Consider the following 19896-nt stretch of genomic DNA (forward strand, 5'->3'; position numbering starts at 1 on the left):
CGGCGGCTGGTGCCGTCGGGCCTCACGCGGACGGGTGATCGGCGTCGGACGGATGGCCGCCGAATAACGGAATAGCGCCGCGGGCGCACCTGCCGGACAACCGGCCCGAAGCCCTGGAATCGGTGCCGGAATTACTCCGCACACGGCAACCCATGACCACGGGCGAAGATTATCCACGACAGCGTGACACCCGTTCGGGCCAGCACGAAGATACAGTTGCACGCGGCGTGAAAACCCTCCGAAGCATCGCAGAAGACCTGGTAGAAGGCTCGAAGCGGACGCAGGAACACCTCCACCACCGCAGAAGTGCGGACCTGTGGCGACAGGCGCCCGTTAACCTCGAACCACCGCATGAACGATTTGTCGCACCGCATGTGCACCGCATAACCTATTCGCCGTCCGTGTCGAATACCGGGAGGCCCGATGAGTCGTCCCTGGGAAGCCGATCCCGTGGCGCAGTTCGCCCGGCGGCTCGGCAGGTCCGCCGTCCAGCTGGGCGTCACGAACGACGACCCGACCTGCCCGGACATCTGGGAGCTGTCCAACGGCGACGTGGCGGTGATCGGCCGCGACCTCACCTCCGACTACGCGGCGCGCCTGCCCGAGGGCGTGCACATCGGCACGGACGAGCGGCTGGTCGTCATCCCCGGCGTCATGCTCCGCTCCGCCAAGGCGGAGATACCCGATGGCTGACGACGGCGTCGTCCTCACCGGCGACCGGCTGGGCGTGGACGAGTACCTGCGGGACTTCGGCGACAACTTCTGGCACGGCAACAGCGGGGTCAACTGGAAGCTGGAACGCCGGCAGGAGTTCGTCGAGTCCGCGAACGAGAGCTGGGAGGCTTCCCGCCGCGACGACTGGGCGAAGTCCCTGGACCTGCTGGAGCGCAACCGCGCCGAGGTGGCGGACTACGAGCGCAGGCTCGGCCGCAACGGGCTGGAGGTGCGGCGGGTCCGCGTGGTCGAGCACCCGATCAGCCCCTACCTGCTCTGGGAGCTGACGTCGCTGCACGTCCGCCAGCAGGAGGGCGGGAAGATCCGCGTGGTCGGCCCCGGCCCGGTCGCCGCGTGGGAGACCGGCGGCGCGGTGCTGCCGGAGCTGTTCCTGCTCGGGCGGGCAGTCGCCTACCAGGTCCTGTACGACGACGGGGGCGCCGTCAGCGGCGCGGTGAAGTGCGTGGCCGAGGACGAGGTCCGGTACTGGACGAGCGTCGTGGCCGCCCTCTACGACCGGGGCGAGGAGCTGGGCTCGTTCTTCGATCGCGAGGTCGCGTGGCGGTTGCCGACGGCCGGCTGACCGGTCATGACACCTCCCGAGGCGCGTGGCGACGACGAGACGCACAACGAGTTCGGCGGTGGCGGGCGGGAAGTCGTCCAGGCCCGTGACGTGACCGGTGGTGTGCACTTCCACCGCCCCGGGCGGCCCGAGCCCCCGGTGCCGAGGCAGCTCCCGGCGGACGTGCGCGGTTTCGTCAACCGCTCGGCGGACCTCCGCTCCCTCACCCGGGCCTCCGGCGAGTCGGCGAACCGCGTGGTGGTGTGCGTCGTGGTGGGCACCGCCGGGGTGGGCAAGACCTCCCTGGCCCTGCGCTGGGCGCACCAGGTCTCCGCCGCGTTCCCGGACGGCCAGCTCTACGTGAACCTGCGCGGTTACGACGCGGGGCCGCCGATGGGCCCGGACGAGGCGCTGGACCGCTTCCTGCGCGCGCTGGGCGTCCCGGGGAGCCGGGTGCCCGCCGACGTGGACGCGCGCTCCGCGCTGCTCAGGACGCTGCTCGCGGGCCGCAGGTTCCTGATCCTGCTGGACAACGCCGCGTCACCGGCCCAGATCCGGCCGCTCCTGCCCGGCACCGCGGGTTCCCTGGTGCTGGTGACCAGCCGCGACCGGCTTGCCGGCCTGGTGGCCCGGGACGGGGCGCACCGCCTGCGCCTGGACGTCCTGCCGCTCGACGAAGCGGTGTCGCTCCTGCGCGACCTGATCGGGCCGTACCGCTCCCGGGACGACGACGGCGACCTGGCGGAGCTGGCCCGGCTGTGCGCACGCCTGCCGCTGGCCCTGCGCATCGCCGCGGAACGGGCCATCGGCAGGCCGTGGACGCCGCTGCGGGACCTGGTCGCCGAACTGCGCGACGAGTCGAGCCTGTGGACCGCGCTGGGATCGGACGACGACGCGGACGCCGTGCGGACGGTCTTCGCGTGGTCGTACCGGGCGCTGTCGGAGGGGGCGAGCCGGCTCTTCCGCCTGCTGGGGGTGTACCCGGGCGACGACTTCGGCCCCGCGGCGGTCGCGGCGCTGCTCGGCGAGCCGGTGCCGACCGCCCGCCGCCTGCTGGACGACCTGGCGGGCGCGCACCTGGTGGAGAACACCGCGCCGGACCGCTACGAGTTCCACGACCTGCTCCGGCTCTACGCGAACGACCAGGCCCGGACGGGCGAACCGGCCGAGTCGGCGTCGGCGGCCCTGGAACGCCTGGCGCTGTGGTGCCTGCACACGGCGTGGAACGCGGTCCGGCTGCTCGTGCCCGAGGCCCGCGACCGCGACCTGCCGGTCCTGCCACCCGACGTGCCCGGCCAGGCGTTCGCGGACCACGACGCCGCGCTGACCTGGTACGAGCGCGAACGCCGCAACGTGATCTCCCTGGTCCGCGCCCTCGGCGAGCAGGGGCGGGACGACGTCGTGCCGCTGCTGTCGGACGTCCTGCGCGAGGTCTACGCCCGCCACAACCACTTCGACGACTGGATCGCCACCGGCACGGCCGGGCTGGACGCGGTGCGCCGCCGCGGTGACCGCGCGGCCGAGGCCGCCGCGCTGGAGAGCCTCGGCAAGGCGCACACCCAGCGGGGCGACCGCGCGGAGGGGATCGGGTTCCAGGAGGCGGCGCTGGCGATCCGGCGGGGGATCGGCGACCGACGCGGCGAGGTCGCGTCGGTCAACGCCCTCGGCCTGGCGCACCTGCGCGACCACCGGCCGGCGGCGGCACTGCGGCACTTCCGGCTGTGCGAGGCCATCGCGGACGAACTGGACGACGGCTACTGGAAGGCCGTCGCGGCCAACAACGTCGCCAACGCCCTCATCGACCTGGACCGGCCGGACGAGGCCGTGCCGCTGCTCGACAAGGCGCTCGACGGCTACCGGGAGCTGTCGATCCCCGGCGGCGAGGGCGACGCGCTGCGCGGCTTGAGCCACGCGCACCGCCTCCTCGGCGACCCGTCGGCGGCCCGCCGGTTCATCGAGGGCGCGCTGTCGATCGCCGCGCAGCGCCGGAACCGGGCCTGGGACGCGTTCTGGTCGCTGGAGGCCGGGCGGGTGTTCCTGGCCCTGGGCGCCCCGGAGCAGGCCCTGGTCCACTACCAGCGCGCCGCGTCGCTGCAACGCCAGTTGGACGACCAGGTGCGGGAAGCCGCCGTGCTCGACGCCACGGGCGAGGCGTACCAGGAGTCGGCCCGGCCCGGTGACGCGGTCGGGTTCCACAGGTACGCGGTGGAGGTGTTCCGCCGGTTCGGCGAGCGGTGGCGGTTGGCGGTCGCCCTGCGCAACCTCGGCGTCGCGCTGGCGGCGGCCGAGGACCCGCGGGCCGCGGCGGAAGCGCTCGAGGAGGCGGCCGACCTGTTCGCCGCCCACGACGACCCGACCGCCCGCCGCCACCTCGCCGAGGTCGAATCCCTCCGCCCGCCGCCCTGACCGAGCCTCCCGGCGGTGCTGCGCACCCGGTCACGGGGCGACTTGCCGGGGCAGCGCCTCTCCGGGCGGGAACGGCTCACTCCCGCCGGTGCGGGAACAACCGGCCGCTGTGCTTCAGGGCTGTTCGACGGCACCGGACCCGGGACTCCCGCCCAGGACCTTCCGCAGGCGCACGAGGGCGCGGTGCTGGGCCACGCGGACCGCGCCCGGCGTGGACCCGACCGCCTCGGCGGTCTCCTCCGCGGACAGCCCGACCACGACGCGCAGCACCAGGATTTCGCGCTGCCGCTCGGGCAGGGCGTTCAACGACTGCCCCGTGCTCCCGGACAACACCTCAGCCAGGGCCCTCCGCACCGCCTCCCACTCGTCGCCCGCGCCGTCGGCCCGGTCGGGCGCGGACCGCGCCCGGCCGCGCGCCGACGAGTGGCGGGCGTCGGCGATCCTGTGCGCGGCAACGCCGTAGGCGAGCGCCAGGAACGAGCCGTGCTGGTGGCGTTGGGCCGGCAACGCCACCAGCACGGCCCGGCACACCTCGTCGGCCACCTCCTCGGGCGACAGCCGAAGCCGCTCACCACGCCCCATCCGCGCTCGGCAGTACCTCAGCAACAGCGGCCGGATGGCGGAGACCAGCGCCTCGCCGGCCCCGACCTCGCCCCGGCTCGCCGCCTCGACCAACTCCTCGAGGTCATCGGCGCCGGGTCGGGTCGGGCCCGGACCGCTCGGCGTGGTCGTGGGCGGGGGGAGCGGGCTCCGCCGCAGGACGTCGTCGATCTCGGCGGGGCTGGACAGCAGGCGGTTGGTCTGCGCCTGGTCGGTGCCCAGCGACGAGCTCTCGATCAGGCGCAGGTAGTCGACCAGACCTTCCAGGGCCGGGTCGAGCGCGGTTCGCTCCGCCTCGTGCGGGTCGGCGCCGCGGGCGACCTCGTCCCGCAGCGGTCGCAGGCGCTCGATGACGACCTGCCGCTGCGGATCGGGATCGGTCTCCTGGCGTTGCCGCAGCAGGCTGTACAGGCGCAGCAGGAGCATGGCCCGGTTGCGCTGCGACAACCGCTGCGCCCCCGTGCCGGTTCCACCGGTCATCGGGACTCCCCTCCCCTTCGCCGTCGTCGGCGTTCGGCGCGGAACCGGTACAGCCGAGCCTCCACCGAGCGGGGGGTGACCCCCAGTTCGGCGGCGACCTCTTCGTGGCTGCTGCCGTGCCAGACGATCGGCTCGGCCACCTCGCGCACCTTGGGGTCCATGCGCTGCAGCTCGGCGACGACGCGTTCACGACTGACAACCCGGTCGGCGTGGTCGCGCGTCCGCAGCGCGGCGGGGTCGACGTCGTCCATGCGGACGCCCGAGACCTGGTCCCACCGGTTGCGGGTGCGCTGCCAGGCGCGGAACACACCGGGGAAGACCGCCACGCACGCTCCGACGAAGAACGTGGTCAACGCCGCACCCCCGTCAAGGGACCAGCCCGTGCCCGCCACCGCCCGTCGGTGGAACAGGACCAGCGCCATGGCCACGGTCTCGTGGGCCAAGCCGATGCGCTCGTCGACGTCCTCCAGCCCGGCGCGGTCGTGGTCGGTCACCCGCAGCGGGCGGCCCTGCCGGTGCGTGAGGTCGAAGATCCGACCGCGGCGCAGCCAGGACCGCACCACCGGCAGCGCGTAGGCGGCCATCTCCCCGCGGAAGATCTCGTACTTCGCCCCGCTGAACCCCGCCACGACGAACTCCTCGTAGAGCAACTGGTCCTGCTCGTGCCGCAGGTAGCGAGCCTGGCGCTCGGCGACGGCGGCGGCGGCGTGCTCGTCGGCGTCGAACTGCGGTTCCCACTCCTGCTGCCCGAACCCGGCCGGCAGTCCGGTGACCTCGGCTCCGTCCGCGAGCGCCTCGTCCCCGGCGAAGCCCACGCCGTGCGCGCCGGCGCGGTCGTCCGGTTGTAGGTCTGTAACGCGACGCGGCGGCACCCCGCCGAACCGCTCGCCACCGCCTGCCAACCCGCTCTCCCCGACTCTGCGCCACCTCACCCCGGAGGGGCATCGGCGGCCCGTTCCCCTCCGCTGCGCTCCGGGAACGAACGACGACCACTTCTATGACCGGTCGGAAACGGCGCCCCACGACTTTTTCCGAGGTTTTCCGCCGGTGATCGCAATCGGTTTTCCGTGGGTCGGCCGGGGCCGGCGAACCTACAGCCCCGACATGATCGGGGCCATGCCGGGCACCACCGCGCACCACGACGAGGAGATCGCGATGACCACTTCCGACCCCGCCCCCTGCGACCCCGCTCCCCTGGTGGGGCTGCGCGCCGCGCTGATCATGACCCTTGCCGTGCTCGCCGGCATCGGCGCCGGTGTGCTCGCCGCCCTGGCCCGCTACCACCCGGCCGAGGCCGTCCTCGTCGGGTGCACCGCCACCGCCGCGGCAGCCGCCCTGTTCAACTGGGTCATCGCCCGCAGGTGACCGGTCGACGCCGGCGCCGGGAGCGGACGACGCCACCGGCGCCGGCCGTCAGGCCCCGCGCCCGTCGGCGGCGCCCCGGGCCCGCGCCAGGACTTCCTCCTCCGTCAACGCCGTGGACGGGTGGTGGCTCAGGCACATCGGCACCCGGACCCTGGTCAACCCGGTTCCCTCGGTGGCGCCGTAGAACTGGCCGGCGGGCAGCCGGGAGACGTCGTCGACGCGCCCGCCCTTGGCGCGAGCCAGGTCGGTGGCCGCCTGGATCTGGACCGGCGCGTTGAGCAGGCCGAAGAACTGGGTCGCGGCGTTGCCGGTGACCACGTTGTGCAGCGCCTTGGGCGCCTGCGTCGCGTAGACCATGCCCAGCCCGTACTTGCGCGCCTGCGACGCCAGGGTCAGCGTGCTCTGGGTGGAGGCGGTCGTGGCGCGGGAGGACACGAACGTCTGGGCCTCGTCCAGCACGAACAGCCCGCCGAGGGGCCGGTCCCCGGCCGGGTTGCGCCTGACCCAGGAGAACAGGGCGAGCTGGAGCCGGCTGACGAAGGTCTGGCGCTGGTCGTCGTTGGGCAGGCCGATGCAGCTGATCACCGACACCCTGGCCCGCTTGCCGGGGGGAGGGGTCAGCAGCACGCCGGGGTCCAGGCGTTCGCCCGCGCCGCCGAACACCGGATCGTTGATCATCTCGGCGTTGAGGCCGTCCGCCAGGTCGGAGGCCAGGCGCGGGGCGTCCCGCACGGTGCTGACCCCGGGCGGGAGGTCGGCCAGGAACGCCAGGAAGTCGCGCAGGTCGCCGCCCCCGCCGTGGGCGAAGTGCGCCAGGGCCTGGGTGAGGACGGCCCGCCCGGTGACGGCCCGGCGCCCGCCGAGGTTGGCGCGCGGCGCCAACCCCGCCACGGCGGCGTCGATCGCGGCGCGGAACTCGTCGGGGTCGTCGGGCTCGCGGTCGAAGCCGGGCAGCGGGTCGAGGGCGAGCGGCCTGCCCGCCTCGCGCCGGGGCGTCCAGACCACGACGTCGGTGTCGCGCAGGTAGCGGTCGGCGCGCTCGGCGTCGCCGGGTTCCCAGAGGGCGGGCGCGGCGGGCCAGGGGTCGCCCAGGCGGGCGAGGTCGTTGTTGGTGTCGACGAGGATCGAGGAGACGCCGTGCAGGGCGACCTCCTCCACCAGGCGGCGCAGCAGCACGGTCTTGCCCGAGCCGCTGCCGGCGAAGACGGCGGTGTGCTTGCGCAGCAGGGCGAGCGGGACGGTGAACGGCTTGCCGGTCACCGTCCCGACGCCCAGGCGCACGACCGGCTCGTCATCGGCGGCGGGCACTCCCGGCCCGGCGGGTTGGTCGGTGTCGGACAGCGTGCCGCTGACCCCCGGCCACTCCGGCTCCGGGTCGGGGTCGTCGTGGCGGGCCTGCGGCACGGGCGTCGCCGCGCGGTGGTCGAGGTCGGCCAGCGCCCTGGCCAGCAACGGCGAGGAGCTCGCGGGGCGGCGGGCCAGCAGCCACGGCAGGAAACCCGGCGGTGACCGGTCGAGCATCTTCTCCAGGGCGCCGAACAGGCGCAGGTCGCTCTCGGCGATCGGCAGGACCACACCGCCGTCGGAGCGGAACGCGGCCAACGCCGCGGTGGTGGCCGGTCCGCCGGAGAAGGGCGCGTTGCGCAGCACGACCAGGTGCCGGGTGTCGTTGCCCTGGTGCAGTTCCGCCTCCAGGTGGGCGGACTTGAGCCGGGCGAGCGCGGCGCGCGGGTGGGGGTGGGCGATGGCGCGGAAGCACCAGTGGACCTCGCCCTCGCCGGCCTCGTCGACGGTGAGGCGCAGCCGGGCGTGCAGGGGCGGGTTGCCGCCGCGTGACGCGTCGATGGTCAGCGCGGGACCGTCGGCGCCCCGTTCGAGCACGAAGCAGTGCAGGGCGGCGCCGAGCAGCGCCGGCACGCGCTCGTCCTCCCGGTGGTGGTCCAGGGCAGCCGTGACGTCGGCGGTGTCGCGCAGGTGGGCGAACAGGGCGTCGAGTTCCTCCGCCTCCCGCGAGAGCACCGCGGGCCGGCCCGCGGGCTCGGGTGCGGGGGCCGCGAAGTCCCGCAGCTCCTCGACCGCGTCGTGGGTGAGGCACCAGCGGATGTGCTCGTCGACGCGTTGCAGGAGCCGTCGGGGTGTCCAGTGGGCCACGTCGCGCCCTCCGAACGCCGACGGGTGGACGGGCCAGGTGGCGTGGGGCGGGGTGAAGCCGATCTCGCCGTAGCGGCTGCCCAGGTGCCGCTCCACGATGGCGGTGGCCACGGCCGCGCTCGGCATGGCCGTGCGCAGGTCGAGCACGCGGAACCGGTCCGCCGCGGAGTTGACGGCGTGGTGCTCGATGAGGTCCCACGAGCGCGGCAGGCAGGCCACCACCACGATGGTGCGCCTGGTCTCCTCGCGCACCCGCATGAGCCCGTCGGCCAGGCGGTCGGCCAGGGTCCCCTCCCCCGGCACGTCGGCGGACCCGGTGATGACGCCGTCGACCTGGTCGACGGCCATGACGACCGGGCCCACCAGGGCGAAGATCCTGGACAGGTCGCCGAGCAGCAGCTGCGGCGCCCGGGCCGGGGCGCGGAACCCCCACTCCGCCCGGTCGGCCTCCTCGACGCCGTCGGGCAGGACCAGGTAGGCGTTGCCGGCTTCCCGCGCCCTCCCCTTGGCCCGGTACAGGACCAGGGCCCGCAGGGTGTCCTGGCACTCGACGGCGACCTGGGGGTCGAGGGGGAACAGCCCGTCGAGCAGGGCGTCGACGTCCTGCCTGCGCACCGGCAGGGTGCCGGTCAGGCGCAGGCCCGTCTCCCGGTCCTGACCGGTGAGGCGGGCGAGTTCGCCGAGCAGGTGCCCCAGCTGCCCGCCCTGGCGGTCGAGCAGGCCGCCGACCACGCCGTGGACCGCACCGGTCCAGAAGGAGTGGCCGTCGAGGAGCTTGAGCAGGAAGAACGACCCGCCCTGCTGCTGCACGTGCTGCCTGAGCCAACCGAGCATGTGCGTCTTGCCCACGCCGCGCTCCCCGCGCAGCACGACGCCCATCGGGCCGGCCTGCGGGCGCCGCCGGGCCGAGGCGACCGCGTGGGTGACGGCCTCGACGGCGCGCGGGTGCAGGCCGTCGACGTGGTGGTCCATGGGGCTCCAGATGTCGTCCGGGGTCACCGCCCAGCCGAACTGGACCGACGACAGCGCGTGGCGCTGCTCCTCGTTCACCCGGCCGCCTCGACCAGCAGGGTGTGGCGGGGGCTGCCGCCGAGCACCAGCGCGGCCCGCCGGTCCTGCTCGGTGAGCGACTTCTGGTCGGCCTCGGCCCGCAGGTGGACGTCGGGGCGGTCGGCGAGGGCCGTCAGCGCCCGGTCGAGCCGGTCGGTCGGCACGTCGTCGAGGTGCTCGCGCAGCGCGCGGAGGGGCACCGCGTCGCCGGGGCGGGGCGCCAGCGCGCGGTACGCGCTTTCGACCCGGTGGGCCAGGTCGGGGGTGAAGATCTCACCGAGGGCGCCGCCGGTGGCGTCCAGGTGGCGTCGCAGGCCGGCCAGGAGCGCGTAGAGGGCCCCACCGGCGTAACCGGCTCGGGGCGGCCGTCGGCCGGACAGCTCGGCCCGGCACCGCACGGCGCCGTCGTCGGTGAGGTCGTGCACGTAGGCGCGGCCGGTCTTGGTGCTGACGACCAGCCCGAGGTCGTTGAGGCGACGGCGGCACGCGCCGTCGAGGGTGAAGCCGGCGAGTTCCCGCAACTCGGCGTTGGTCAACTCGCGCGCTTCCGCCATCAGCACCAGCAGTGCGGCGCGCTCACGCATGGTCAGCCGTTCCTCGGACATCCCCGTTCCCGTTCCCGCGGTCATCCGCGTCCTCGACCGACGACTGTAAAGCCACCCGGCACCACCACGGCGCAGTGCTTCGCGCCGGTGCCTCCGACCCCGGGCGAGGAGCCCGGCTCGGGGAGTACCGGGACGGCGGTGAGGCAGGTCCGCCGGTGGTCCACCCGCGCGCGAACGGCACGCTGCCGGCCGACCGGGCGTCAGTCCAGCACGAGCACCGCCCGGGTCGTGACCGGACAGCGCGAACCGCGGCAGGCCGGGCACGTCACCCGGCCCCGGAGGGCGCTCCCGTGCTGTCGGGCCCGAAGCCCCCGGTGAGGTGACCGACAACCCGGACCCGTACCGGGAACGGCATTTCCGGCTCTTCGGTCGGCGGCTTCCGGCGGCCGGCGAACCGCGTCGCGCCTCCGAGCGGTGCGCAGCCCACCACGGGCGCACGGACGGCCGGAAGCCGCTCGCGCTGTCAGCTCAGCCTGGCAGCGCGGACACGCCGCGCGGTGACGATCACGGTGACGAGGCTGATCGCCATGCCGATCACGGCGAACGCCACGCTCGCGACGGCAGGCGCGACCGGCACCTCCAGGATCGCCGCGCCGCTTCGGCAGACGACGGCCGGGGCGGCGTCGAGGCGCAGCTCCGCCACCGCCTCGGCCGACGCCGGTCGCCCCGCCACGTCCTGCCCGCACCACTGGTACGTCGACGCGACCTGGGCGAGGCCGAGCACCGCGACCCCGAGGAGGGTCGCGAAGACCAGCGCGCACGCCAACGCGAGACCGCGGTCGTTCACGAGGAGGCGCGGCATGTCAGCGCAGGTGGCTGCGGTTCTCGAACGGCTCGTCGTCATCGGGGCGGTGCGCGCCGCCGGGCCGCCCGACCGGCGGGGCCTCGGGCGCGGCGGTGACGCGCTGCTTCAACCGCAGCGCGTCGTCGAGTTCACGCGCCAGGTCGGCCATGTCGAAGTCGAGCACCTCGGCAGCCCGCTTGGCGGCCCCGTGCGCCGCCACGACCTCCTCGGCCAACCAGGGCTCCCCGCCTTCGTAGAGGGTGCCGGGCGCGATGCGCACCCGGACGAGCCTGCCCATCATGTCCACCCAGACCGTGACCGCACCGCTGGGCGACACACCCTTGTACTGGCTGAACAAAGCCTTCTCGGGATCGTTCCTGATCCTGGCGAACCGCTCCTGCGCCTGCGCGACCATCTCCTGCGGGTCCACGGCCCCTCCTAGGGCTGAATCCTGCCCAGCGACTCCATCGCCCCGACGGCGTCGGCGGACGCCCCGGCGCACTTGGCGATCTGCTCGTCGGCCTTGAACTTCTGCGAGTGCCACCACGCGGCCAGGCCCGCCAGGACGCCGAGGATGCCCAGGACCAGCCCCACGACCGCGCCGACCCCGGTCAGGCCGACGACGATGCCGGCGATGACACCGATGATCCCGAGCGCGAAACCGACGGCGCTCCAGATGTTGTTCCACATGTCCGAAGCCTTGAACTCGAAGCCGTCGGCGAGGTCGACCAGCGCCTGGCCGACGTCGTGGGCCGGCTTGCGCATCCCGCCCAGCGCCTGCTTCATCCGGTTGACGCGCTCGGTGTAGGCGTTGCTCGCCTCGCCGGTCCACGCCGAAGCCTGGTTGGCCGCCGTCTCCAGGCCCTTGACGCACGCGTCGATCGCGCGACCCAGCTCGTCCGCGCCGTCGGACTGCCCCGTGCCCCACACGTCCCGCCCGATCCTGCGGAACGACTCCGGGTCGATCTCCCTGACGACCCTCAAGGTGGCCTCGACCGAGGGCAGCCCGGGGGCGTAGCGGGCGGTGAACCCGTCGATCTCCCCCGCGTCCGACAGCAACGAGTCCGTGATCACCGACTGCAGGAAGCCCACGCGTTCCCCCTCCTGGTCACCCCGGGTGGACCCGGCGCAGACCGTCCCCGACCGACTGCTCGGTCGCCAGGTACTCCTGTTGCGTCCGGTGGACGCCGTCGACCGCGGTCCCGATCGCGGTGTGCACCCGGTCGATGAAGTCCTGCACGACCCGGACGGTCCGGGCGTAGTCCTGGTCGACGAACTTCGTCAACGCCCGGACCACCTCGTCGACGGTCTCCTCGACGTTCTCGTGGGGGCTCACCGACTGCACCGTCAGGCTGCCCTCGAGGCCGGCCCTCGTGCGGAAGTCCCGCAGGCCCAGCGCCTCCCCCGCGGACTCGAGCGTTGCCTTCAAGCGATCGAGTTCGGCCGGGTCGAGCGCGTACCCCCGCCCTGGAGTCCCCATACCACGTCACCCCCTGCGATCAACTCGTGCCGCAATGTAACAGCAGCAATCCCCTCCGAAGCCGCGAACAGGCGGACGAGCGGGGCACATCAGCCTTCTGGGCGAGTCAGCCGACGCTTCCCCACCGGCGACTCGACCGCCGACCACCGCCCGGCCCGGAGCCGGCAGGCCGGCCCGCACCTCCCGCGCCGACCACGGGAAGCACCGACTACCCGGCTACCGGTCACGCACCGGGCCGTGCATCCGGTGAAACCCTTCGGAGCCTTCCTGCGATATGCCGTCAGCAGGAACCTCGTATGCCCTGAAAGGCCCACGATCATGAGCCTTGCCCGACGCGCACCCGGCACGTGGTACTTCGTCGTGGTGATCGCGAGCGCCGGCATCTTCGCCGCCGTGCCCTTCGCCCACGCCGCCCACCGCCTGCGGAGGCCATCGCTCCGGTGGTGGACCGCGCTCTACGCAGCAGCGGCTATCGCGCTGCTGTTCATCATGCCGCCTTCGCAGGACCAGTCCGCAGCATCGACCACGGACTTGCGCAGCACGATCGGCGGCATCGGCGCCATCGCGGTCATCGTCGCGGCCTGCATCCAGCTCAGCAGCATCCGGCGCGACGTCTACGGGCTGCCCCAACCCGCCCGGCCGCCGCAGCCACCGCAACCCTGGGCCGCGGACCCCGCCGTCGCCGCCGCACTGGCCCTGCGGGCCAAGCGAGAGGAAGCCCGCACACTCGTCGCGCGCGACCCGGCACTCGCACGGGACCTCCGCATCGGCCGACCGGACCTGCCACGGCAGTACGACGACGGCGGCCTGGTCGACATCAACACCGCACCACCGTCCGTCATCGCGCAGTGCTGCGGACTCGACGCCCACGCCGCCGAGCAGATCAACCGCGCCCGCCGGCAGCACCCCGTCCCCTTCCAGTCGGTCGACGAACTGCTCGTCCTCGCCGAGCTGGACGTCACCGCGTGGGACCTGATCCGCGAACGAGCGGTTGTCTACTCCTGATACGGCATCCCTGCCCAAGATCCGCCGGCGCCTTCGAGCGCGCCACTCGCTCTCGCGCGCCGCCGACCACTCCACCGCGCCGCACCCGCGGGAACCGCGGACGACGTCGCTCTTCACGCCCCAGCACCGTTTCCTTCCGGCACCTCTGCTCGCACGGGTGCACCCGACGGATTCGGCTGCCCGCAAGGCGTTGAGCCGTAGACTTCGGCAGCCGACGCCGACGAGGTCCGGCCGTTGCGCGCGCTTGCGGGGAGGAGATCGCATGCAGGACCCTGCGGACTCGATGGAGATCGCCGAGCCTGAGGAGAACGGCCGGAGCGATACCACCGACTCGCCTGTTGCCGACGATCCGACGTCCGACTCGGACATCGACCCGGCGACGACGTCGACGGTCCTGGTGGAGGTGCTCCCGGGAGTGGCTGTCGTCGCCGGTGAGGTCCCGCCGGAGCTGAAGCCCGATCTGGTCGACTTCGGGATCGTGCCGGCTGCCGACCGCAAGCAGATCTCGGCGATCCTCGCCTCGATCGGGAACGCGGCGACCGTGGCCGGCAACCTCGGGAACGCGTTCGCCGGCGTGCAGGGGCTCTACAGGATCGGCCACACGGCACAGGCCCTGCTGAACAACGGCGCGACGCTCGCCGCCAAGGACGGCGGGAACCTCGGAGCGGTGATGGTGTCCGGTCGCGTCGTGCACCAGGCCCGCTTCTACCCCGTGAATGCGGTGAGCAAGGCGCAGACCGCGGCCTCGGTGGGGCCGGCGCTGGCCATGCTCGCCCTCCAGATGATGCTGAGCGAGGTCTCGGGCCTCGTCAGGACCAACCTCTCGGTGACGAGCCAGGTCCTCACCGCCATCCGCAAGGATCAGTGGGCCGAGCTGACAGGGCTCGTCGCCGCCATCGATCGCGCGGTCGACCAGGCGCGGGAGATCGAGTCGGTCCCGACGTCCCTGTGGGAGGACGTCGCGGGCAGTGGAGCGCTGCTGCAGAAGCAGCTCGAGCTCTACGAGGGGAACGTCCGCGACCACGTCAGGCGGATCGGTGAGGCCGACGCACGCAGCCACCGCGAGTACCTGCAGACGAACGCCGAGGTCATCGCCTTCGACGTCAACGCCCTTCTGTCCGCCCTCAAGGCGTGGACCGGGTATCACGCGCTTCACGCCGCAAGGGCGAGAGCCGCTGGACGGGAAGACGCCGCCGAGGCGCACTACGCCGAGGTCATCGCGCGCGACACCCGGGCGGAGTTCGACTCCGCCCTCGCCGGGACGACGAGCCTCGTCGACGCGCTGGCGCGGGAGCTGCGGATCACCGCCGAGCTCCGCGGCCCCGACGCGTGGCCGCTGCCGGGGAAGCGGAAGGACGTGAAGGCGGCCCGCGAGGTCTCCGCCCGGCTCCTGGAGGCGATCGGTCCTCTCGCCGACGCCCTCCGCCCGCCGGTCCCTCCGCTCGAGGCCCCGGACGTCGTCTGCGCATCCGGGTCGCTGGACCCAGGGCCGTACCTCCGCGTTCTGCGATGGCTCTTCGAGGACGGTGAGGTCCTGCGCGTCCTCGGCTTCCCCGACCAGCTCGACCCCCTCGGCCCCATTTCCGCGATCGTCGGCGGAGCGAAGGAGAAGTTGGCCGCAGCGAGGGACAAGGCCACGGTGAACACCCTGATCGCCGTCACGAACCGCCGCATCATCACGGCCAAGGCGAACGCATTCCTCGAGCAAGCGGAGATCCGTCAGAGCATCCCGATCGACCAGGTTCGATACGTCCGATCAACAACCGCGCAGGACAGAAGCTCTCGCTTGGCGATCGACCTCATCACGCGCGACGAGAACATCCGGTGGCTCTTCCACGCCGATATCGACAACACTCGAGTGGACGCGCTCGCCGCCGTGCTCGCCGAGTCGATGGCGATCCCGGACGCTGAACGCGATGAGCTCCAACGGCGGCGCCACATCTCCATCGAGGCGGACGAGAAGAGCGAGAGTGCCGGCACGAGGACTCCCGAACCGACTGGGCCTGAAGCCACGACCTGACCACCACTCCGCAAACCAGCGTGCGCGGTCCAGGACACCTACCAGGTCTGGTCCCACCGGACGATCCGCGCCGCAGCCACACCCGAGACGCACCGACCACACCACATCAACGAACCGCGCCCGACAACCGCCGATACACGCCAACTGCGACGAAGCGCAGTCACAAGCCGAACCGCACTCCGCACAGGACGGCCGCGACTGCGACTTGCGCGCGGACGTGCCGCCTCCCCCGATACATTGCCGGTGGCCACTGCCGTGCAACCGGGGAGTCACGTTGGTGAAGGCGATGTTCCGAGAGGTCAGCTACCGGCTGTCCAAGCTGCTCGACGAGATCGAGGACGGCGACATCGGCCTCCCCGACATCCAGCGGCCGTTCGTGTGGTCCCGCACGAAGGTCCGCGACCTGTTCGACTCGATGTACCGCGGGTTCCCCGTGGGTTACTTCCTGTTCTGGGAGAATCCCGCGGTGCCCGCCGGCACCCGCCAGATCGGTGTCAACGACAAGCAGCAGGTCGCCCGACGCCTGATCGTGGACGGGCAGCAGCGGCTCACCTCGCTGTACTCGGTGATCAAGAACCGACCTGTGGTGGACGACGAGTACCGGCAGTCGCACCTGGCCATCGCGTTCCGCCCGCGCGACCAGCGGTTCGCCGTGGCCGACGCGGCCACCCACCAGGACCCCGAGTTCATCGGCGACGTGTCGCAGCTGTGGGCGGGGGCGACGACCAGGCGCCGCTTCCAGACCGAGTTCATCGAGCGCCTGCGCGCCGCTCGGGACGTGGACGACGTCGAAGAAGACCAGATCATGGATGCGATCGACCGCCTCTACGACCTGCGCGACTACCCGTTCACCGCACTGGAGATCTCCGCGAACGCCTCCGAGGAGGAAGTCGCGGACATCTTCGTGCGGATCAACTCCGAAGGCGTCGAGCTGAAGCAGGCGGACTTCATCCTGACCCTCATGTCGGTGCACTGGGACACCGGTCGCCGGGACCTGGAGGACTTCTGCCGCGTCGCCCGGTTCCCGTCGCTGGGCGAGGCGTCGCCCTTCAACCACTTCATCATGCCGAGCCCCGACGAGCTGCTGCGGGTGACCGTCGGCCTCGGGCTGCGGCGCGCCCGCCTGCAGGCCGTCTACCCCGTGCTGCGCGGCAAGGACGTGGAGACCGGCAGGTTCTCCGAGGAGGCGCGGCTGCGCCAGTTCGACGTCCTGCGCACCGCGCAGCAGCACGTCCTCGACCTGGACAACTGGCACGGGTTCCTGGGCGCCCTCCGGCAGGCGGGGTACCGCAGCGGATCGATGATCACATCCCGTTTCACCATCGTGTTCTGCTACATCGCGTTCCTCGTCGGACGACGCGACTTCGGGATGGGCCTCCACGAGCTGAGGCCGGTGATCGCCCGCTGGTTCTTCATGTGCGTCATCACCGGCCGGTACACGGGCTCCTCGGAAAGCCGGATGGAGCAGGACCTCCGCCGGTTCACCGAAGCGACGAACGCCGCCGCGTTCGTCGATGTCCTCGACTCCGTGATCGGCACCCAGCTGACCAACGACTTCTGGGAGGTGACGATGCCCGACCTCCTCGCCACCTCGGCCGGCTACTCGCCGAGCCTGTTCGCCTACCACGCAGCGCTCGTGCTGCTCGACGCGGACGTGCTCTTCGCCCCGGTGAAGGTGGGCGACGCCCTCGACCCGACGTCGGGGCAGCGCAGCGCGGCGGACCGGGACCACCTGTTTCGGCGCAAGCACCTGGAGTCGTTGGGCATCAAGTCCGTGAGCCGGCGAAACCAACTGGCCAACTACGTGTTCGTCGAGTGGCCGACGGGCGGCAAGCCCGCCCACGAGGCGCCCGCCGAGTACTTCCCCAAGCTGTGGGAGGCGCACGTCCCGGCGGACCAGCGCGACCGCGTCCGCTTCCTGCACGCGCTGCCGGAGGGGTGGGAGCAGCTGGAGTACGAGGAGTTCCTGGAGCGGCGGCGCAAGCACATCGCGCTCGTCATCAGGACGGCGTTCGACAAGCTGCGGACCGGCGCCGCCGCGGTGCCCGGCGCGACCGGCGGCAGCGCGTGGGCCGGGCCGTCGGTCGCGGAGCTGCTGGCCGGCGAGGAGTCGTCCGAGTTGGAGTTCAAGCAGACCGGGGTGGGGCACCGCCCACAATCCGGCAAGCCCCAGTTCCCGAGCGACGCCGTGGTCAAGAGCGTGGCCGCGTTCCTCAACAGCGGCACAGGAGGGACCCTGGGCATCGGCATCTCCGACGACAAGCAGGTAGTCGGGTTGGACGACGACTTCCGGCTGTGCGGCATGGACATCGACAAGTACGTCAACGCGATCACCTCCGGTCTCATCTCCGCCTGCGGCGCCGGCCCCGTCACCCTGCACACCAGGGCACGGCCCGAGCAGGTCGACGGGCGCTGGGTCGTGCTGGTGGACGTCACCCCCTCGTCCAAACCGGTCTACACCCGAACCAGCCGCGGCGACGAGGCGTTCTTCGTACGGGCGAACAACACCACACGGCAACTGGGCATCGGCGAGGCTCACGAGTACATCAGCACCCGCTGGCCGTCCTGATGGGTGGCGCACTACGGCGAAGTACAGCCAACAAGCTGAGCATCACTCTGTCAGCGCGGCCCACCAAGTGCCCTGATCAGCACAAGTGGAGAAAATCCCGTCAGCCGATGCCGTTCAGAGCCGTCGCACGTCGTTCAACTCCACCGCCTACTCCAGATCTGCTCCGCCCACCGCAGCATGAATAGCCGAAGAGGCCGGACCAGACCGTCGAACACGCGTTTTCCTCGTGCAGCACGGAACTCGGCCCGCAGTCGACCGCTCGCCCCACTCATGCCACACCGCCGTGGCCGCCTCGTCGGAGGAGGTTGCCCGTTACTTCCACTCGGTTGACGAACTGCTCGTCTCCGGCCCTGCGCACCCGCTCCTACGTCACCTCGAGGTCGCGCCACGGCTGCTCGAGTGTCTTCACTGCCGTGGAGGCAGGCCGTGCCGGAACCGACGACAGTGCCCGATGCGGATGGCGCGACGGCAGTGGCAGGCCGGCCGCCTATCTGGTGTGAACGGGCCGTGCGGCCCAGTCCTCACGGTCGAGACATGCGTCGAGGGTTTCAGTGTTCTGGTACCCGCATAAACCAGGACACAGTCTGCGACAGCACTGATACCCTGAGTCATGTCCGGGGAGGGGCAGATGACCGGGTTCGATGTCGATCCGAAAGCGCTGCGCGCCGCGGCCGATGCCGCGAAGCAGGCCGCAGGGGTCGTGCGCAAGTTGGAGCTGGGCCGGGTGGCGGAGCTCGCCACCGCACTGCCGGGCACGGAGTCCGCCGGGACCGCCGGCGAGCTCGGTCCGCACTGGGAGGCCACCACCGGCAAGTGGGCCCGAGGTGTGGACTCCTACGCGGACGCGCTGACTGCGGCCGCCGAAGACTACGAGGCGCAGGACGACGACGCCGAGCGGGGGTTCGGCGGGGTAGGAGGCCGTTGATGGCCACGTGGTCCGAGGTCAGGCAGTGGCTGCCGGATGTCATCGGACAGGTCGGCGACCACCTCTCTGCACAGAAGAGACAGGTGATCGGCCTGCAGGACGAACTCGACGGCGCCAAGCCTGCCGAGTGGACCGGGAAGGCATCAGAAGCGGCGGCCGACGATCTCCGCGCCCGTCGTCAGGAACTCGAGGAACTCGCCGCGCGACTGTCCGCGGCGGGGAAGGTCGTCGACGACTCCGAGCAGTCCGCGCGGGACCTGGTCCGCAGCGTCGAGGCGACCGAGCAGTTCGCCGCGCAGAACGGCTACCGCATCGAGAACGGCACCGTCGTGAGGACCTCGGACGTCGGCGGATTCCTGGACATCGCGATCCTCCAAGCCGAGGTGCAGGGCATCCTGGCCCGCGCAGCCGAGATCGACACGGAGTTGAACTCCGTGCTCAAGCGCATCCTGTCCGACGGGATCGGCGACGCGGGGGCCACCACGTTGGCGGCGGCCGCGACGGCGGGCGAAGACCGCGTGGTCGATGAGCGGCGGCACCGCGAGCTGCTGGAGAAGTACCAGGTCAAGACCGATGGCACAACGATCTGGCCGAGCGGTCTGACCGGTTGGCTCGCGGAACGCAGAGGCATCAGGAAGGAGCGCGTCACCCAGGCCGAGGCGGAGATGCTCGACGACCTGCAGATGCGCAAGGGACTGCTCGGCCTCAAGGAGTTCGGCGACATCCGGCAGGACGCGCTGCACGTCGCTGAGGGCAAGTTCGACGGCAAGGGCGGGACCGACGGGCACGCGGACGCCTTCCGGCACGCCTACTGGAACGCGCTGATGACGCAGCGGTACGGTGAGGAGTGGGCCCGCGAGTTCGCCACCGCCCACGAGCGCAATCCGTCGAGCCACCACATCCCGGTGGGCATGGATCTGCACAACAACGAGGTCGGCCGCAGCATCGCGCAGGCCAACCCGGACGCGAGTCCCCAGCAGTTGGCGAAACTGGTCGAACAGGCGGTCAAGGACGGCAAGATGGTGGTCATCGACAAGAACGACACCCTCGTGCCCTCCAACGAGGTGCCACCCGGCGAGACTCGCGAGACCAAGAAAGCACCGTGGCCCACGGACAACCCCGGGCGCAACGACGACCACGACCCCGGCAAGCCGTCGGCCACTCCGGACCAGTACTGATC

17 protein-coding genes are annotated in these 19896 nt (G+C 72.2%); 9 read left to right on the top strand and 8 right to left on the bottom strand.

The annotated features are described in order from the left end of the window. Window positions 1–423 precede the first annotated feature (423 nt). From JOE68_RS10330 to JOE68_RS10340, 3 genes are read left to right on the top strand one after another with little or no spacing between them, the layout of a single operon-like run. Window positions 424–693, top strand: a complete 270-nt coding sequence (locus tag JOE68_RS10330) for a hypothetical protein (protein WP_204842092.1) — start codon at window positions 424–426, stop codon at window positions 691–693. Next, entirely contained in the window at window positions 686–1297 is a 612-nt protein-coding gene (locus JOE68_RS10335) for a DUF6879 family protein (protein WP_204842093.1), read from the top strand. Before JOE68_RS10330 ends, JOE68_RS10335 begins: the two co-directional genes overlap by 8 nt. A 6-nt stretch (window positions 1298–1303) precedes the next feature. Continuing rightward, on the top strand, window positions 1304–3682 hold the full coding sequence (locus JOE68_RS10340) for an ATP-binding protein (RefSeq protein ID WP_204842094.1): 2379 nt from the start codon (window positions 1304–1306) through the stop codon (window positions 3680–3682). 114 nt (window positions 3683–3796) lie between these two features. On the opposite strand, the gene JOE68_RS10345 is transcribed toward JOE68_RS10340, so the two are convergent. Next, window positions 3797–4762, bottom strand: coding sequence for a sigma-70 family RNA polymerase sigma factor (locus JOE68_RS10345; RefSeq protein ID WP_239562199.1), 966 nt, complete (start codon window positions 4760–4762; stop codon window positions 3797–3799). Beyond that, on the bottom strand, window positions 4759–5664 hold the full coding sequence (locus tag JOE68_RS10350; RefSeq protein ID WP_204842095.1) for a sigma factor-like helix-turn-helix DNA-binding protein: 906 nt from the start codon (window positions 5662–5664) through the stop codon (window positions 4759–4761). Before JOE68_RS10350 ends, JOE68_RS10345 begins: the two co-directional genes overlap by 4 nt. A gap of 214 nt (window positions 5665–5878) precedes the next feature. Here JOE68_RS10350 and JOE68_RS10355 point away from each other — a divergent pair, with 214 nt between their 5' ends. After that, window positions 5879–6127, top strand: coding sequence for a hypothetical protein (locus JOE68_RS10355; RefSeq protein ID WP_204842096.1), 249 nt, complete (start codon window positions 5879–5881; stop codon window positions 6125–6127). Between the two features lie 48 nt (window positions 6128–6175). Here the strand turns inward: JOE68_RS10355 and JOE68_RS10360 are convergent, their stop codons facing one another. From JOE68_RS10360 to JOE68_RS10385, 6 genes are all read right to left on the bottom strand, one after another. Then, window positions 6176–9328 carry a helicase HerA domain-containing protein gene (locus JOE68_RS10360; RefSeq protein ID WP_307819618.1) on the bottom strand — a complete coding sequence of 1051 codons (3153 nt, stop codon included), beginning with the start codon at window positions 9326–9328 and terminating at the stop codon, window positions 6176–6178. Beyond that, complete coding sequence (locus JOE68_RS10365) at window positions 9325–9933, bottom strand: hypothetical protein (RefSeq protein ID WP_204842097.1); 609 nt, start codon at window positions 9931–9933, stop codon at window positions 9325–9327. The genes JOE68_RS10360 and JOE68_RS10365 overlap by 4 nt, the downstream gene beginning before the upstream one ends. Window positions 9934–10396: 463 nt before the next feature. Then, entirely contained in the window at window positions 10397–10735 is a 339-nt protein-coding gene (locus tag JOE68_RS10370) for a hypothetical protein (protein ID WP_204842098.1), read from the bottom strand. Between the two features lies 1 nt (window position 10736). Then, window positions 10737–11147 carry a YbaB/EbfC family nucleoid-associated protein gene (locus tag JOE68_RS10375; RefSeq protein WP_204842099.1) on the bottom strand — a complete coding sequence of 137 codons (411 nt, stop codon included), beginning with the start codon at window positions 11145–11147 and terminating at the stop codon, window positions 10737–10739. A gap of 8 nt (window positions 11148–11155) precedes the next feature. Further along, a complete protein-coding gene (locus JOE68_RS10380; RefSeq protein WP_204842100.1) occupies window positions 11156–11809 on the bottom strand; it encodes a WXG100 family type VII secretion target in 654 nt (217 codons plus the stop codon). A gap of 16 nt (window positions 11810–11825) precedes the next feature. Further along, entirely contained in the window at window positions 11826–12146 is a 321-nt protein-coding gene (locus tag JOE68_RS10385) for a hypothetical protein (RefSeq protein ID WP_239562200.1), read from the bottom strand. Between the two features lie 411 nt (window positions 12147–12557). Between JOE68_RS10385 and JOE68_RS10390 the strand changes: the two genes are divergently transcribed. The 5 genes from JOE68_RS10390 (at window position 12558) to JOE68_RS10410 (ending at window position 19894) form a co-directional block, all read left to right on the top strand. After that, a complete protein-coding gene (locus JOE68_RS10390; protein ID WP_307819619.1) occupies window positions 12558–13202 on the top strand; it encodes a helix-hairpin-helix domain-containing protein in 645 nt (214 codons plus the stop codon). Between the two features lie 262 nt (window positions 13203–13464). After that, on the top strand, window positions 13465–15222 hold the full coding sequence (locus JOE68_RS10395) for a hypothetical protein (RefSeq protein WP_204842102.1): 1758 nt from the start codon (window positions 13465–13467) through the stop codon (window positions 15220–15222). Between the two features lie 286 nt (window positions 15223–15508). Then, window positions 15509–17791, top strand: coding sequence for a GmrSD restriction endonuclease domain-containing protein (locus tag JOE68_RS10400; RefSeq protein WP_204842103.1), 2283 nt, complete (start codon window positions 15509–15511; stop codon window positions 17789–17791). A 628-nt stretch (window positions 17792–18419) separates the two neighbouring features. Continuing rightward, entirely contained in the window at window positions 18420–18716 is a 297-nt protein-coding gene (locus tag JOE68_RS10405; protein WP_204842104.1) for a hypothetical protein, read from the top strand. Continuing rightward, entirely contained in the window at window positions 18716–19894 is a 1179-nt protein-coding gene (locus JOE68_RS10410) for a DUF6973 domain-containing protein (protein ID WP_204842105.1), read from the top strand. The genes JOE68_RS10405 and JOE68_RS10410 overlap by 1 nt, the downstream gene beginning before the upstream one ends. Window positions 19895–19896: the final 2 nt, after the last annotated feature.

The organism is Saccharothrix algeriensis (genome assembly GCF_016907655.1).
GTDB classification, from domain to species: Bacteria; Actinomycetota; Actinomycetes; order Mycobacteriales; family Pseudonocardiaceae; genus Actinosynnema; species Actinosynnema algeriense.